Here is a 16,838-nt window from a genome sequence, read left to right as displayed (position 1 = left end):
ACGCTTGCGACGACATGAGTCTCGGCTTAGCCTCGCGGCGGGCAGGCCGCCCTGTGGGCTGAGTCGCTGACGCCGGCGATGACCGGCCCCGCCATTGGAAGGAAGGTTGCTCACCTCGCCTTCGGGCGCGTCTGCTCCGACGTCCTAGGGGACTCAGACACGGCGGCCCCCGCGGCCATCAGCCTGGGTACCAGCACGGGGAGTACAACGTCCAGGGACTCGGTAAAAATCAGGTGCTCGTCGCTGTCGATGATGAGCAACTCTTTGTTCGGGGCCTCGATCCGTTGGAACACCTGGCGGGTATAGGAGATGTCGAACAACGGGTCGCCGGTCGCGGCGATGACGACGACAGGGCAGCGCGCCGGGCCGGGCAGCTCGCTGGTCATCATCTCGGCCAGCAGGCTGAGGGGGTAGGAGCGCAGACCGAGGGGGTCGGTGTAGAACCGTTTGATGACCTCGGGGTTGCCACAGACCCGACGCGCGTCAAGGTAGGCGTCGAACGGCACGGGTGCCCCGGGAGCGACCCGGCCCAGGACGCCGATGCCCCGCCTTAGGGCGCCGTACACCGGGGACAACCAGGTCGGTGCCCGGGTGACCCCGAGAGTGGCGGGCAGAGCCGGGTCCAGGACGTTGTGAGCGAACACAGCTGCCACGCCGGGTGCGCGAGCTGCCACTGCCAGAGCCAGCACCCCGCCTTGAGAGGATCCGAGCACCATGACGGGGGCACCCGCGTACTGGCTGTGCATCCATGTGACGGCGTCCACAGCGTTCATAATGAGGTCACCGAAGGTCAGGTGTCGGCGGTGAAGCCGGGGGCTCTTCCCGTGCCCGGCCGGGTGAAGCCCAACGACGGTGACACCGGCGCGGTTCACTGCGTCCAGGAACTCCTCGTAGAACAGCGGGTGAGTCATCGTCCCAGGAAGGAAGAGAACCGCGGGCGCACCGGGCCCTGCGTCCCAGACCGACAGCGCGACCGGGAGCCCACCGGAGTCGATGAGGACTTCGCGGTACGCCTCAGTGCGCTGAACTGCATTCAGGCTGCGTTGTTCTGCTGTGCGCATCTGACACCTTTTCCACATTGGCGCTCCGCCCCTTCGGGTCGACGCGAGCCACCAGCGGCGCTACCCACTGCAGCGCCTCCTCGTACCGACCTTGGAGTGAGCAGCGTTGCCGAGGTGTCAGGCCGAGCAAGCCCGTGAGCAGGCGCCGTTCATCGGCCGTGCCGACCCGCCAACCACTTCCGGAGCCGAGGCTACCAAGTCAGCAAGGCGCCCGGCTAGAACCCACGGGAAGGTGACCTCCACCGAAGTCCACTGGCCTCGGTTCCCTGCAACAGCCTCGGACCGGTGCCGGATACCGGCCGGGTCTCTGACCGACGGGCTCACCGGATGTCCGTCGGCGGGCACGAGGTCCACGTCCTGAGTCAGTACCGCTCCGGCACGTCGTAATTGACATCGGTGATCGTCAGCCGGATGTAGGAGAAGTCACCGTTCTCGCGGGAGTAGGCCGCCTCGCCTTCGGTTGGTACGCGGACACCGTCGAACTCTCCATAAGCATTCATCGGCGTCGACCACGGCAACACCGCCCCGTAGTCACGGTCGTACCGCTCAGCGATCATGTTCGTGGGCCGACCTTCCCGGTCGAAGAAGAAGGTGGCCGTGCCACTGACGCCGCCGTAGGACATGGTGGCCCGGGCGGCGCCGTCGTCGATGGGGTCCCAGGTGATCTCGGGGATCAAGGAGCCGGCTGGGAACCACAGGATCTCGTTCAGGTACCGCAGCAGGTCGCCCTCGTCCATCTCGGGCCCAGTATCACGGGCCACCGGAACCAGACCCAGCACGCGCATCTCCAGCGCGCCGCGACCGTCGAGATAACTGTCCTTCCCGATCACCGGTAAGCCCGGTGCGATGCGGGTGTTGGCCTTCCAGACGAAGGCCGGCGGCTGCGTCGAGTAGTACTCCTCGGCGGTGAACGGGAGCCAGCCGAGGTCACCCACGAGCAGCTCGCCTTCCTGCTGCAACCGGACCGTGGAGGGGATCGGCTTGCCGACCACCCCGGACCACCGCAGCCAGCGTTGAACAGGCCCGGGGAGGCCCACGAGGTCTTCCTGGCACACTGGATCGAAGGTGACCGCAGCACCGGACTCCAGCACCTCGTCGATCTGGCCGTTGATCCGTCGCTCGAAGGTGTACCTGCCGAGGCCGATGACCGATGCCCCCACCAGGACGACAAGGGTCAGGCCGCCGTAGACCATCAGCGTGCGGTTGTGGATTCTGGCCACCCGTCTCACCTCTCATCGAGCCAGTGCGGGACGGACCCAGGACCTCCGTCACTGACGGTACTCAAGTTACCGCGCGAGACGCGCTTGGGGCGATCCGCTGCACGCTTGACCCTGCGATGAGACGCGGTGGGCGACCGGGCCAGCCGGGCCGGGGAGACGGTGGTGATCAGGGCGTCCAGGTGGGTCGATGTCACGAACTGGGAACCGTGCGGTCCGTCAGGGTGCGCCCACCCATGTCGTCTGTGCGCGGTCTGACCAAAGGCCCTTCACGGCGCGAGGAGAGATCCTTATGATCCAGAGCCAAGGGCTCGCGCCTGGCGCTGAGGATTCGACCGCGGAAGGGGTTGTCATGAAGGGAGCGTGGTGGTGGGTGACCGCGGCGATCATTGGGTTCCATGGCCTGATCCACCTTCTCGGCGCGGTCAAGGGATTCGGTTGGGCCGACGTAGAGGCGCTGAGCTCCTCCATCTCAGTCCTGGCTGCAGCGTTCTGGTTGCTCGCGGCCACACTTGTCATTGCGTCGGCCGTGACGCTCGCCCTTGGTCCACCTCGCTGGTGGGCGGCGCTTGCGGCGCCCGCTGCGATCGTTTCGCAAGTCATGGTCATCTCTTCCTGGTCGGACGCCAAGGCAGGCACCGCCGCCAACGTCGTCCTCCTTGGTGCCGCCATCTGGACAACTGCCTCGCAGGGGTCACGCGGCCTGGGGGCAGGAGGCCGGCCCCGCACTCGGCGCGTCACAAGAACAGGTGCTCCCAAAAGCTGAATCCGTGCCGGTCGTCAAGTAACACACACGGCCGTTCAGTGGGTTTGCGAGCAGCGCCGCGGCGGGCCGACGCCAGGTTGTGGCGGGTCGCCGGTCGGAACGCTCTGGGCTAGGTCCCAGCCCGTACGTGGGTTACCCGTCGCCGGCCGTCGTTCACTCGCAGTACGCCACGGCCCCGGACGTGCTGAGGTAAGCACTCGTGCCCGCGATGGCGATCGCCGTCGCACCGGCGGTCAGGGGCAGCTGTGGCGCGCCCCGATGGAGGGGGTGCGCGGGGCTGGTCAGCATGTGCCACCCCCCCCTAGACGGGTGATCTCGCCGTGCACCCATCTTGGGGACCAGGTCTCGTGCCGTCGGCTCGTAGGGTGCGGCCTTGGAGGAAAGCGAGCGTGGCGATCGGTAGCGACATCACGGCGCTGGTGAGGCTGACGATGCCCGCGAGGGGGCCCGTCCCTGCGGCGTACAGCACGAATGCCGCGATGGAGAGCGCACCCATCCCCGTGAGCCAACCAGCCAACCAGCGTCGACCGTGTTCGGCCAGGAGGCTGGCCAGGAGCAGTGCGGCGGCACCAAGGAGTGCGTAGCCGGCGAGGTCGATGGCGTAGGGGATGGACTCGACGTCGTGGAAGTACCATTGCGCGGCGATTGTGGGGTCGCGGTCCACGAGGTCGGGGAAGAACGTGTACTGGGAGGTGTAGGCCAGCGTCGCGAACGCGACGTAGGCGCCCAGGAGCACACCGGCTGTCGACCGGCGCACCGAGGACGGGGGTACGCCCGCCGCGGCTGCCAGAAGCAGCACGATGGAGACGAACGCGGGGGCGAGCAGCGAGGCACCGACGAACCCCCACTGGTATAGCGCGCGGCCCTGCTCGAAGTCGTACATTCCCTCGAGCAGCCGCGGCGGTGGGGAAGAGGCGAACACCAGGCCCATCATCGAGGCTGCAACCACATAGACGGCGCTCGCTACGACCAGGCCCGTGCCGACCCGGCGCCCCCAGGCAGCGCCTTCGTGCTGCTCGCGTGCCGAAGTTGTGTGCGGTGTGTTCATGGTTCCTCCCTGGTCCTGTGTCCGGACCGCACGTTCACGAGTTCCGGAACCATCGCGATGTCCACCCGGAGCTCGTGGGTGCGGCGCGATCCAGCGTCGCCAGCCAGCGGTGGCTCATCGGCCACCGGCGGAATATCGGTAACCGGAACAGCGCCGTGAGCAGCGGGCGGCGCTGCCGTGTGCGCCACGCTCCGACCCGATCGAGCGTGAGCGTCACCCGGTCCTCGGTACGTTCGAGTTCGCAGCGTCCGCGCAGTTCGGGGCTGCCGTCGGCGTGCAGCGCGATGGTCCCCTTGAAGCACGCAGGCGGGGACCGACGGCGAGGGGCCGCGCAGTGGCGGATCCAGCCGAACCCCGGCAGCCAACAGTCCGGCGGTGGCCGGTACGAGCACGGCCATGACGACCGACACAGCGGTCGACGGCTGGCCGTCCCGGACACCATGAGCTGGCGGCGTGGAAGCGCCTACGACTGAGGCGACGTGGGGCTTGCGCTGCCGTTTCGGCCCCTCAGTGAGCCACATATCAGTCATGGCAATCCTCCATCTTCGCGCCCCGCATCCTGGGCGACTTCGACTGACACGACCACCGTACGACGGCGCACAGACGACCACTAGTGGCGAAGGCCCGACCAGAAGTGACCAAAGGCCCTGTCGTGCGGACCGGGACGAGGCGCATGCTGAGATCGGCTGCAGGGGACCCGCCGCTGCAAACCCATGGCGCCCTCTGGAGGTCCCGTGTTCGCAGTTCCCGCTCACCCGCAACGCGTGCGACAGGTCGCTGTCGGCGGTTCACTCATGGTCGCTGCGGTCTATGGGGAGCGCCTCCGTCCAGGTCCTGCGCCCGTGTTGCTCCACTTGGTCCCCGGTTCCAGAGTTGTCGAGAGGCAACGGGGGTGACGCAGATCATCGCCGTCACACCGTCTGCTCCGTGTCGTCGTCGAGCGGTTGGAAGCACCCTGGGAATCAATGCCGCGCAAGTCCGGTACAGAGTGGCGGCGCCGAACTTGGGAGCAGCGGACCGTCTGGAGCCTCCACGAGGCGGAGCCTCGATGTACTGCGTCGTCATATGCCGCTACAGCTCTCGCACTATCAGGAGCCGCGACACGAGCACCACCGGTATCGGGCATGAGGGGATCCCTTCCCGGACGGCAGGACTCAGTGCCTCCTCTCACGCGACCGACGTTCGCGTGCCCGTCTGCTCCTCGCCGGCCCGATTCACATCCTCGTCTGCGATCAGGCACGATCCAGGTCAGAACAGGCCAGATGGTCGTGGGACGCCATGAAGCGGCTCCCGCGTGCCTTCACGGTTCGACCGCGCAGCCCTGAACGATCCCCCGTCGCAGGAGACTGGATGTGGGACGTCCGACGAGGACTCAGAAGGACAGTGGTCGTGATGCTGGTTCCGACACTGGCCGTCACGGGGCTCTTGGCGTGGTGGAGCCCAGGAACTACCGAGGCGTTCCTAGACGCCGACGGCCGCACGGTCCCCGGCAGCATCTCCGAGAAGCGTGCCGTGTCCATCAACGGTGTGCACCAGGGCATGGTCATCCGCGGCCAGGACGCCACCAATCCGGTGCTGCTCTGGGTGCACGGCGGGCCAGGCATGCCCGACTACCCCCTCACTCAGCAGTGCCCGACGGGCCTGGAGGACTTGTTCACCATCGTCTGGTGGGACCAGCGCGGCGCAGCCCTCTCATACGACCCCCGCATCCCGCCCGAGTCCATGACCATCGAGCAGTTCATCGACGACACGATCGCGGTGACCGACTACTTGCGCGGCCGGTTCGAACAGGACCGGATCTACCTGCTCGGACACTCTTGGGGCAGTCACATCGCCCTGCAAGCCGCCGCACGATCACCAGAGCGGTATGCGGCCTACCTCGGCATGGCGCAGATGGTCCACCAGCTTGAGTCCGAGAAGATCGCCTACGACTACATGCTGACCGAGTACCGTCGACGTGGAGATACGGGCATGGTGCGCGTGCTGGAGGCGAGCCCGGTCACCTTGACCGAAGGAACGCCGACCCCTTACCTGAAGGTCCGCGACACCGCCATGCACAGCCTCGGGATCGGCACCACTCACGACATGAGGTCTGTCATCTCCGGCATCTTTCTGGCCTCTTGGCGCTTCCGCGGCTACACACCGAAGGAGAAACTGAACCTGTGGCGCGGCCGAGTGTTCTCGCGGGGCTTCGGACTGTGGGACCAGTTCATCAGGACCGACTTACGCAGCACCGTCCCAGCACTGCAGATCCCGGTGTACTTCCTCGAAGGCAAATACGACTACACCTGTGCCACCTCTCTGGCGAGGGACTACTTCGAGCAGCTGCAAGCCCCTGTCAAGGGCTTCTACGTCTTCGACGACTCGGCACACAGCCCTCTTCTGGAGGAGCCCCGCAAAGCCCATCGCGTCGTCGAGCACGACGTACTCACCGGCACAACGGCCCTCGCAGATGGCAACGGTGCCTGAAGAGATGACTCTCGGCCGAGATGGGGCCATGCCCCCGTGGGGGAGTTGCCGACGGCCGGGTCCATGGTGACGAGCCAGAAGGTCGCGGGGGCCGATGCCGGTCCAGCTACCGGTCATCACCGCTGCGATCGGTCGCGGGGAAAGAGTCTTGCGCGGCCGACCAACCGAGTGCTTGACTAGTTTCACAAGCCGCTAGAGAGTGAGGCGTCGTGTACGCCCGCATGGTCCTCCGAGATTACCGTCGCAACCGCGGGGTCACCCTGATCCTCGTTCTGCTGATGATGCTCGCAGTGGTGCTGGCGACCGCGAGCGCCGGGACCCTGGTCCGGCTGGTCGGAGCGTCGGACAGTCTGATGACCCAGGCCGATGCTCCCCACGTGGCGCAGCTGCATGCGGGCCTCCACGACCAGGAGCAGCTTGACGCCTGGGTGGCCGGCCGGGAAGAGGTGGCCGACCACCAGACCATGCTGCTGCTGGGCATCGGTGGGTCGGACCTGTTCTTCGACGGGGTGGCCCAGACCGACAACATCCAGCAGAACTCGCTGGTGGTGCCGAACCAGGAGCGGGACCTGCTGCTCGACCTGGACAACGAGCCGATCCTCGAGGTGGAGCCGGGCACTATCGTACTGCCGGTCATCTACCAGGTGGAGGCGGGGCTGGATGTGGGAGACCCCGTGCGGATCACCGGTTCGGACGGCTTCGCCACCGAGCTGGTGATCGCCGGCTTCGCCCGCGACTCGATCATGAACCCTGCGGTGACCAGCTCCAAGCGGCTGGCGGTGTCACCGTCAGACCTGGAGGAGGTGCGTGCGCACACCGGGCAGGTGGAGCAGCTCATCGAATTCTGGCTGCACGACCCCGAAAGCCAGAGTGCGACCTTCCAGAAGGCCTACCAGGACTCGGGGATGCCGGCGGCGGGTCAGATGGTGGACGCCGCAGCGTTCCGCATGTTCACCATGGTCGGTGACGGGATGGTGGCTGCTGTCATCATCCTCGTGGCTGCGCTGCTGCTGGTCGTGGGGATGCTGTGCCTGCGGTTCTCGTTCCTGACCGCGGCCGAACAGGACTACCGCGAGATCGGGGTCCTGAAGGCCATCGGTGCCCCCGGGCGCGGCATCAAACGGATCTACCTGACCAAGTACGCGCTCCTGGCGGGGGTCGCCACGGTGCTGGGCCTGCCCGTCGGGTTGGTGCTGACGCCTGTGCTCACCCGCAACATCACCCGCTACATGGGCTCGGTCCCCAGCGTCTGGAACTGGGTGGTCCCCGTATTGGCCGCACTGGCGGTGCTGACCCTGCTCGTGCTGTTCGTGGTCCTGCTGCTGCGCCGCTTCGACAAGATCAGCGCCGTGGCCGCGCTCAGCGCGGGGTCCGCCGGCGGGCGGTCCAGGTCGAGTATGCGGCTGCACCGCTCGAGGATGCCGGTGCAGCTCCGCCTCGGTGTGATGGACGTCGTGAGCCGCGCGCCGACCTACCTGCTGCTCTTCCTCGTCTTCGCCGTGAGCACCTTCATCATCATCGTGCCTATCAGTTCGGCCGCGACGGCCAGTGCCCCCGGTTTCGTCAACTACATGGGTACCGGCCAGGTCGACATGCGCATTGAGCTGCGGCAGGCGGACCCCGCCTCGGCGGAGCAGTTCGCACGGATCGTCGAGCGGCTGGAGTCCGACCCCGAGGTGAGCGCCGTCGCCCCGATGGTCACCACCCGCAACGACACCATCGACAAGGACGGGAACACAGCGAGCCTCTACGTGGAGAACGGGAACCACACCCTGCTCCCGCTGACGTATGCCGAGGGTCGGGCACCGGTCGACGGCACCGAGATCGCGCTGTCACTGCTCGCGATGAACCAGACCGGGCGCCAGGTCGGTGACACCCTCCCGGTCCAGGTAGGAACCCAGGAACGGGAGCTGGCGGTCGTCGGGAGCTACCAGGACATCACCAACGGGGGGACGACGTCGAAGTCCGTGCTGCCCACCGGTGAGGGCGAGGTCATGTGGTACATGGCCGGTGTCGAGCTGGTGCCAGGCACCGATGCCGGTGACAAGGCCGCCGCCTTCGCCGACGAGTTCGCCCCGGCCACGGTCGCGGACATCGAGCAATGGCGGATCCAGACCCTGGGCCCGATCGCCGAGCAGATCACCATCACCGCGCTCGTCTCCGCCGCCGTGGCGCTGGCCCTGGCCGCTCTGATGACCGCCCTGTTCGTGCGGATGCTCCTGGCCCGCGACGCCGGCCAGATCGCCGTGCAGCGCGCGGTCGGTGCCGACGACGCCGGTCTGCGGCGGCAGTACCTCACCCGGATGCTGCTGGTGCTCCTGATCGGCGTCGTCGTCGGGACCGTGGCGGCCAACACCCTGGGCCAGGGGATGTTCAACCTCATGTTCGAGTTCGTCTACGGCGGCATCGAGTCGCTCGGACAGGGCACCAGCCGCATCGACTTCATGGTCAACCCCCTCCTCACCTACCTGGCCCTGCCCGCCGCCCTGCTCGCGACCGTGGCCCTCACCACCAGCGCCAGCTCCCGCTCCATCTCCGAGGCCAGCATCTCCACCCTCACCACCGAATAGGCGACCGCGATGAACACCGACACCCCCCTCCTGCAGGCGACCGGACTGACCAGGGCCTTCTCCGGACGGACCGTGCTGCACAGCGTGGACCTGCAGGTCCGCGCCGGCGAGTACCTGTCCGTGATGGGACCCTCGGGGTCGGGCAAGTCCACCCTGCTCTACACCATCAGTGGCATGGACACCATGAGCGCCGGCACCGTCACCTTCTCCGGTCAGGACCTGGCCTCGATGAAGCAGAAGGACCTGGCCCGCCTGCGGTTGACCAGCATGGGGTTCATCTTCCAGCACGTCCACCTGCTGAAGAATCTGTGCCTGCTCGACAACATCATCCTGCCGGCCTACCTTGCCGGACTTGCACCACGCACCGAGCTCAACGACCGCGCACTGGCGCTCATGCACCGGACCGGTGTCGCGGACCTGGCCGACCGCGACGTCTCGCAGGCCTCCGGCGGACAGCTGCAGCGCATCGGCATCTGCCGCGCCCTGATCAACTCCCCCACCATCCTGTTCGGCGACGAACCCACCGGCGCGCTCGACTCCGCGGCCGCCACCGAGATCATGGACATCCTCACCGAGCTCAACGACGACGGCATGACCCTCATGATCGTGACCCACGACCCCCGGGTCGCCGCCCGCACCGAGCGCGTCCTGTCCATGGTCGACGGCCGGATCATCGGTGACCGACGGCAGGGGCGGTACGACGGCACCCACCTCGACAAGCGGCAGACCGACCTGAGCCAATGGCTGATGGCCGGCGAACCGGTCCGCGCCCGATGAGACAGATCTCGACAACCGACAGGGAGTCCGCGGGAAGAGCTGTGAGGGTCGCGGCCAGACCTGGGGCACTGTTCGCCGGGGTGGGGAGGTCATGACCGTCCGAGTGTCTCGGTTCTGGCTGAGGGTGCTGACCGCGGTCGCCGCCGCGCTGCTGTTAATGGTGCCAGCGCCGACATCTGTCGCCGTGTCGCAGGGAGGGGTGCGTGACACTGCGGATGAGGCTGCGCGCTCGATCGAGCGCGCCGAGGACGTCCTGGGCGAACAGCTGGAGGAGGTCGGCATCCCCGGAGGTGCTGTGGCGGTTGTCTCTGGTGGACGGGTGCAGGCTCGGGGTGTGGGCGATGCCGGTGCGGGTCGGGCGGCGACTGGGGCCACCCCGTTCGTGATCGGGTCGGCGAGCAAGTCGTTCACCGCGTTGGCGGTTCTGCAGCTGGTCGACTCTGGTGAGGTCGAGCTCGACGCGCCGGTTCGTGAGTATGTGCCAGAGTTCGAGCTGGCGCCGGGGGAGCCCGTCGACGAGATCACGGTGCGTCACTTGCTGCAGCAGACCAGCGGTCTGGACGACCTGACGGGCGGGCCGTTGCTGGCGTCTGCCGCGGACGGGACGCCGGAGGAGGCGGTCGCCGAAGTGTCCGGGGCGGTGCTGGTGTCATCGCCGGGGGAGCGGTGGGCGTACGCCAACGTCAACTTTGTGCTTGCCGGGCTTGTGGTCGAGCGGGTTTCCGGTCTGACCTATGGGGACTACGTCCAACTGCGAATCTTCGACCCGCTGGAGATGACTCACAGCCACGTCGCCTCCGCGCCGGCGGCGGCCGACGGGTTGAGCAGCGGGCACCGATTCTGGTTCGGACTGCCGGTGGCGACCGACCCCACCCAGCGGCAGGCGACCCTGGCGGCCGGTTATCTCATCTCGTCGGCCGAGGACCTCGGCCGGTACCTTGCGATGTACCTCGCCGGTGGGCTCGCTGCGGACGGCACCCGGATCGTGTCCGCCGAGGCACTGGAGACCATGCTCGCGCCGGCCATGGACGCCCACCTCGGCCCGTGGGCCGACGGGCAGGCCTCGCACTACGCGATGGGTTGGTTCCGTGGCGGCCCGTGGGGAGACGACGTGGTCTTCCACCCCGGGAACACCCCGGACACTTCGACTCTGCTGCTCTTCTCACCGGCCGAGGACGTCGCGGTCGCGACCGTGGTCAACGCCTCCAACGAGAGCCCCGTGCCCGGGAACCCGTTCATCTCCGACCGTGTGACGCGCAACGTCGCCCACGCCGCCCTGGGCCAGCCTGTCCTGGAGCTGCCGTCCTTTCAGCGCTTCTACCTGTTGTTCGACCTCGCGGTGCTCATTCCCCTCGGTCTCGCCCTGTGGGGGCTGCTGCGAGCCTCCCGGGCCGTGGGCACCTCCATCCGTGAACGACGCCGGGTATGGCGGGGAGTCGGGGTCGCGACCAGGACGGTGACGGCTGCGGCCCTGGTGCTCCTGCTGATGACCCTCGGTTGGGCCAGCGCGTGGACCTGGGCCCCCGACCTCGCCCTCGTGGTTGCTGCCCTGGCGGTCATCCTCTTCCTCACGGCCGTGCTGCGGCTCCTCCCACTCCTCCGACGCCGTGATGACGCGCACGCAGCGGCCGGACCGGCTTCACGGGATCGACTGCCTGCCCGCCAAGGACCTCGCTCATGACGATGGCGTGCGATCACGCTCCTGGCGGCTAGTTCCAGACGTGGGGCGAAGAGCCGACAAGACTCCGCTACGAGCACGACCCCGCGCGCCAGGCAGGTCGGCGAGATGAGCACGTCCCGGCGTCCAGCGTGTCAGTCGACGATCACCTCTCGAGGTGGACGGCGAAGGCTGTACGGCGCCCTGGAACCGTGTCCGAACCGGACCAGGAGCTGTGGCTCCTCAGTGATGTGAAGGAGGGCCCTGAGTTCGTCGCGCAGCGCAGGCACCTCGATTGGCTGGTTCAGGAACGCCGAGCGGATGTCGAGGAGCTCGGCCTGCAGGGCGAACCGCTCGTAAGCGCGACCGGTCTCGACCCATGCCCCCTTGGTGTCGGTGGAGGCGAGGAATATCGCCACCCCTGCGGAGGACGCCAGCCGGGCGCTGTCCGTCTTGGCTTGCGCGGCCGCGTTGATCAGCACAGGAGCCATGGTCTTGCCGAGCGCCGTGGGCAGCGGTGGTTGCCGGTTCACCCGGCCCGTCAGACCATCACGTTGCCTCAGGGCCGACGCTGGGTTGAACCTGAGCCAGCTGAGCTGCTCTTCGCGGAAGGCCCCGTCAGTCAGTTGCGCAAGGTTTCCCCGCTCGACCAGTTCAGACACGGCGGAGATCTCGGCTGTCTCGGTGAGAATCAGGCAACGCACTTCTCGACCGGTGCCGGCTCCCATAAGGAGGGCGATATGCTCGGGAATGACCGGAGTCCCGTCATACATCCCCCTGTTGCATTGGCGGGTGACCAACGCCCTCGACAGCTCCGTCGCCGTTACACCAGGCACCGCATCTATCGAAACCACCACCGCGTCGGCTACGTCGTCGTAGTTCACCGTCGCGGCATAGCCCTGGAGCGAAGCGGCATGTACCAGGTTTTCTGCGGCACAGCCCAGGCTTCGGTAGAGGTGTGCGTCTGCTGGATCCACCACTGGGCATCGGCGGGTGCGGTCGGGTTGGATCGAGATGAATTGCTCACCGACGCGGAAACGCCATGGTTGAGTGTTATGGCTGGAGGCGGCGAGCGTGGCCAGGCGGACCAGCTCCAGATTGTCACGGTTTCCAACGCGACCAGGTTGCCGCGACATGGCCGCGACGCGATCATAGGTAACGGACTTGAACATCGCGGCCCACCCTTCGCCGTAAACGTGACCGAGCCTGCGGTTCCATCCTGCCTAGACCGGTGGGAGCGTCGCAAGGGCGGACAAGCTGGTCTCAGCCACGAGCTTGTTGACACCGCGCGATGGGCAACCGCTGCGGTCACCGGGCCTGTACCAGCCTGGTCCAGCAGTGCAGCGGCCTTGCTGCAATGAGAGGCAAGGGTTCTCGCAAAGGTTCTCCAGCGGATGAACCAGAGAACCCTGCCACTGCTAGTGCGCAGAACTAGGAGGAGTATGAGGAGCGTCTAGGCATGACCAGGTCAGAATTTCTCGGCATCTGAATCACTCAGGGAGCGTTGGCTCTGGGAGCCCTCATCGCGCAAGTCATCGTGGTTCCACGCATCGCCGCGGGCCTCGCCGAGGAGTACCCGCAGGTGGCACACCTGGAATCCCCTTGTTTGGCTGCCGTGACGGTTGCAATCGTGGGATTCGAGGTTGCACTGCTGGCGGGCTGGATGCTGGTCACGGGAGCCGTGGCGCAAGAACGCTTCGGCGGGTCGAGTGCGGTGGTGGGCGAACGGCATGACGGCGTCGCTGGGCATTGCGTTCCCTTTCCACGACGGTCCACGAACCTGTCTCGTGAGCAGTATGAGCTTCACCGCCATCTGGGGTGTGTAGCGCACCCCGCAAGTCTCCGTCGGGGACCAAACCGTCATGGACCCCATGCAATGGCGATTGCTACGGACCGGAGACCGTATAGGACAGGGATCCGTCGAGACCGTCTTTCGTCCAGCGGGGGCGACATCCAGCGATGCGAACAGACCACCGTTTACCGCTGTGATGATGCGCCAGACCGATGTGGCCGCCGGCAGATTGAGCAGACTAGGGTGAGGCCATGTCTGCACCTCAATCCGGTTCGTGGCAACGCCTGAGGGCGATGTCGGTCCATGCCTATACCGCGCTGGGTGTGGTCCTTGCGCTGCTGATGGTGCACATGTCCTATGCCGGTGAAGTCGAGGTCGTGCTGTGGCTCTTCCTCGCCGCAATGATCATCGACGGCTCTGACGGTTTTCTGGCACGCCGATTCCGCGTCAAGGAGGTGGTGCCGGGCTTCGACGGTGCGCTGCTGGACAACATCATCGACTACATCACCTACGCCTTTGCACCGATGGTGCTTCTGTGGAGCGCAGGCTATCTGCCGGGCGGCTGGCTCGGCGGCGTTGTGGCCTCCGTGCCTCTGCTCGCGTCCTGCTATCAGTTCTGCCGCAGCGACGCGAAGACCGACGACCACTTCTTCGTCGGGTTCCCCAGCTACTGGAACATTGCGGCGTTCTACCTCATCGTGCTCGGCGCCAGCACTGCCGCGACCACCACCGCGCTGCTTGTCCTGACAGTGCTCGTCTTCGTTCCGATCAAATACGTCTACCCCTCCAGAACCGAGACCGCGTGGTGGTTGACCATGACGCTCACCATGCTGTGGCTGGGCCTGTACGCGCTGATTCTTGTGCAGTACCCCTCACCGAGCCTGTGGCTGATCGCCTTGTCCGGCGGCTACATGCTCTACTACGTAGCCCTGAGCCTGCGCCTGACGCTGAATCGACGAAATCAGATCGGGGGCGCGGCGGACTCAGCCAGTGCGGCGGACAGCTCCTCAGCTGTGGGTGGCAATGTGGCTGTTCGGCACTGCACGCACTGTGCTGCAGAACTCTGATCAATCGGGGGCGTACCGCGGCACTTGCATGAACTGGTAGACGTAGGCCGGGCGTTCCATCGTCGGGCTGCTGACATCCTGGCCTACTTCGAGAGGCCGGGGACTTCCAACCGGCCCACAGTCATCAACGGCAGGCTCGAGTACCTGCGGGCACGGGCTCTGCGGATCCGGAATCTCGCCCGACGCATCACCAGATCGCTGCTGGATACTGAACGATTCAGGCCGTTGCTACACCCTGACCTGAGCTGGGATCGGCCGTCCTGCTGCACGGAGGGTTCTGGAAAGCACATGTAGACCGTCAGCACGCCAGTCACATGGCACACGCTCTGGCCGCCGACGGCTGGAAGGTGATCTCAGCGGAGGACCCGCGCGTACCGGGGCAGCCAGATCAGACGCATGACGCAGTAGAGCATGCACTGAGTGAGCTGATGAACCACCACATTGCGGATGCCCCCAGGTGGCACTGGCTCCGATAACGTCACTTCGTCGAGCCGAAGAACTCCGTCTGGGCGAAGGAGCCGTCCAGAGTTTCTTGGGCGGCCCAGCGTGGTTGAGGCCCGATTTGGACCAGAGCACCCACTGGCCAGTGGTCCAGGACGTGATTCGGCGGGCCGGAACCCCCGATAAGAGAATCCTCGACACCGTGACGTGACCTGACAAGCCTTCGACGCAATACCCAACCTGCCACAGATAGTGCTCGGAAGGCGTCTTGTGCACCGGTAGCCAGCTAAGGTACACCGGTGATTCCAACGTTTTAGGAGAGCAGATGATGACCGTCGCAGAACAGGTCGGCGCCTACCTGGCGCGCCTCGGTGTCGGCCATGCCTTCGGTGTAGTTGGCAGTGGCAATTTCGTCGTCACCAACGCTTTGCGTGACGCGGGGGTTCCGTTCACCGCTTCGAGGCATGAGGGCGGTGCGGCGACGATGGCGGATGCTTATTCACGAATGAGCGGACAGGTCAGCGTCTTGAGCCTCCATCAGGGGTGCGGCCTGACCAATGCCGGCACCGGAATCAGTGAGGCCGCCAAGTCACGCACTCCCATGATCGTGCTGGCAGCTGAGACCGCCGCTGCCCAGGTCCATTCCAATTTCGCAATGGACCAGAGGGACTTCGCCCGCGCTCTGCTCGCAGAACCCGACCGGGTCCATTCAGCAGAATCCGCTCTCACCGACACCCTGCGGGCCTATCGGACAGCCGTGAGGGACCGTCGCACGGTGGTCTTGAACCTGCCCCTGGATGTCCAGGCATCCGAGGCGATCGGAGAGATTCCCCACCTCACCGTTGAGCCACGACCCGAGACCGCGCCTTCCGAGGGGGACCTCGAGAAACTCATCGAGGCGATATCTCACAGCGAGCGGCCGGTATTCGTGGCAGGGCGCGGCGGACGCGGCGCGAAGAGGGACATCGCAGCGCTGGCCCGGGCGACTGGAGCCCTGCTGGCCACCAGTGCCGTGGCGAAAGGGCTGTTCCATGGGGACGACTTCGACCTCGGCATCTCTGGCGGCTTCTCCTCGCCCTTGACCGCAGAGTTGATCAGTGATGCCGACCTGATAGTAGCGTTCGGCTGCGCGCTCAACATGTGGACGATGCGCCATGGGAAGCTCATCGGTCGTGACACCGTGGTTGCTCAGATTGACGTGGAAGACTCCGCACTCGGTGCACAGCGTCCTGTCGACATACCGGTCCTTGGGAGTGCTGCCGGCGTCGCCCAGGCACTGTTGGGAGCGTTCGATGGTCGGGAGAGGACCCGCTACCGCACCACTGAAGTGCGACAACGCATTGCGACTCTCTCGCGTTGGGATCAGACGCCGACCGAGGTCTTGGGCACTCCAGGACAGAGTGTCGATCCGCGCGAGCTCTCCAAGGAGATCAATCGGATTCTTCCTGCTGAGCGCATCGTCAGCATCGACTCCGGCAACTTCATGGGTTACCCAAGCCAATATTTCGACGTCCCCGACGAGTTCGGTTTCTGCTTCACGCAGGCTTTCCAATCGATCGGGCTGGGCTTATACACCGCTATTGGTTCAGCACTGGCGCAACCTCACCGGATGCCAGTTCTGGGAACAGGTGACGGTGGGTTCCTTATGGCCGTCCAGGAATTGGAAACTGCCGTGCGCCTTCAACTGCCACTGGTGGTGGTGGTCTACAACGATGCTGCCTACTCAGCTGAGGTACACCACTTCGGAGAAGACCAGGACCTGACAACGGTGACTTTTCCAGACACAGACATTGCTGCCATTGCGCGAGGATTCGGCGCCACAGGTATCACCGTACGCTCCACAGAAGACCTCGAACCCCTACGTGAATGGGTTTCGTCTGACCCCAATTGTCCGGTGGTAATCGACGCGAAAATCGCAGACGATGGAGGTTCATGGTGGCTGGCAGAAGCTTTCAAGGGGCACTGAAGCTCCG

11 protein-coding genes and 1 pseudogene are annotated in these 16,838 nt (G+C 66.0%); 8 read left to right on the top strand and 4 right to left on the bottom strand.

Annotated elements, in window-relative coordinates; translation table 11 throughout:
• Window positions 1-110: 110 nt before the first annotated feature.
• Complete coding sequence (locus LTH93_RS01050; protein ID WP_241469638.1) at window positions 111-1,061, bottom strand: alpha/beta fold hydrolase; 951 nt, start codon at window positions 1,059-1,061, stop codon at window positions 111-113.
• A 362-nt stretch (window positions 1,062-1,423) separates the two neighbouring features.
• Window positions 1,424-2,281: a DUF6544 family protein gene (locus tag LTH93_RS01045; RefSeq protein WP_241469635.1), complete on the bottom strand. Its 858-nt coding sequence runs from the start codon at window positions 2,279-2,281 to the stop codon at window positions 1,424-1,426.
• A 289-nt stretch (window positions 2,282-2,570) separates the two neighbouring features.
• On the opposite strand from LTH93_RS01045, the gene LTH93_RS01040 reads away from it, so the two are divergent.
• Complete coding sequence (locus LTH93_RS01040) at window positions 2,571-3,044, top strand: hypothetical protein (protein WP_241464586.1); 474 nt, start codon at window positions 2,571-2,573, stop codon at window positions 3,042-3,044.
• A 301-nt stretch (window positions 3,045-3,345) separates the two neighbouring features.
• Here LTH93_RS01040 and LTH93_RS01035 read toward each other — a convergent pair whose 3' ends face one another.
• Entirely contained in the window at window positions 3,346-4,092 is a 747-nt protein-coding gene (locus tag LTH93_RS01035; RefSeq protein WP_241469633.1) for a hypothetical protein, read from the bottom strand.
• A 1,392-nt stretch (window positions 4,093-5,484) separates the two neighbouring features.
• On the opposite strand from LTH93_RS01035, the gene LTH93_RS01030 reads away from it, so the two are divergent.
• The 4 genes from LTH93_RS01030 to LTH93_RS01015 all read left to right on the top strand — a co-directional run bounded on the left by LTH93_RS01030 (window position 5,485) and on the right by LTH93_RS01015 (window position 11,589).
• The gene (locus tag LTH93_RS01030; protein ID WP_241469626.1) at window positions 5,485-6,561 is read left to right on the top strand and encodes an alpha/beta fold hydrolase; all 1,077 of its coding nucleotides are present in this window, start codon (window positions 5,485-5,487) and stop codon (window positions 6,559-6,561) included.
• Window positions 6,562-6,782: 221 nt separating this feature from the next.
• Window positions 6,783-9,131, top strand: coding sequence for an ABC transporter permease (locus tag LTH93_RS01025; protein ID WP_241469624.1), 2,349 nt, complete (start codon window positions 6,783-6,785; stop codon window positions 9,129-9,131).
• A 9-nt stretch (window positions 9,132-9,140) separates the two neighbouring features.
• Window positions 9,141-9,908 (top strand): ABC transporter ATP-binding protein, encoded by a 768-nt coding sequence (locus tag LTH93_RS01020; RefSeq protein ID WP_241469623.1) that lies wholly within the window; start codon window positions 9,141-9,143, stop codon window positions 9,906-9,908.
• Between the two features lie 91 nt (window positions 9,909-9,999).
• Complete coding sequence (locus LTH93_RS01015) at window positions 10,000-11,589, top strand: serine hydrolase domain-containing protein (RefSeq protein WP_241469620.1); 1,590 nt, start codon at window positions 10,000-10,002, stop codon at window positions 11,587-11,589.
• A gap of 131 nt (window positions 11,590-11,720) precedes the next feature.
• Here LTH93_RS01015 and LTH93_RS01010 read toward each other — a convergent pair whose 3' ends face one another.
• A complete protein-coding gene (locus tag LTH93_RS01010; protein WP_241469618.1) occupies window positions 11,721-12,737 on the bottom strand; it encodes an Acg family FMN-binding oxidoreductase in 1,017 nt (338 codons plus the stop codon).
• A gap of 871 nt (window positions 12,738-13,608) precedes the next feature.
• On the opposite strand from LTH93_RS01010, the gene LTH93_RS01005 reads away from it, so the two are divergent.
• The 3 genes and pseudogenes from LTH93_RS01005 (at window position 13,609) to LTH93_RS00995 (ending at window position 16,831) form a co-directional block, all read left to right on the top strand.
• Window positions 13,609-14,424, top strand: coding sequence for a CDP-alcohol phosphatidyltransferase family protein (locus tag LTH93_RS01005; protein ID WP_241469616.1), 816 nt, complete (start codon window positions 13,609-13,611; stop codon window positions 14,422-14,424).
• A 9-nt stretch (window positions 14,425-14,433) separates the two neighbouring features.
• Window positions 14,434-14,718: pseudogene (locus LTH93_RS01000) on the top strand (hypothetical protein); the annotation flags it as partial.
• A gap of 475 nt (window positions 14,719-15,193) precedes the next feature.
• On the top strand, window positions 15,194-16,831 hold the full coding sequence (locus LTH93_RS00995; RefSeq protein WP_241470341.1) for a thiamine pyrophosphate-binding protein: 1,638 nt from the start codon (window positions 15,194-15,196) through the stop codon (window positions 16,829-16,831).
• Window positions 16,832-16,838: the final 7 nt, after the last annotated feature.

The organism is Nesterenkonia sp. DZ6 (assembly GCF_022565835.1).
In the GTDB taxonomy this organism is placed as follows: Bacteria; Actinomycetota; Actinomycetes; order Actinomycetales; family Micrococcaceae; genus Nesterenkonia.
The sequence above is the reverse complement of the archived record's forward strand: the minus strand, read 5'-3'. Positions and strand labels throughout refer to the sequence as shown.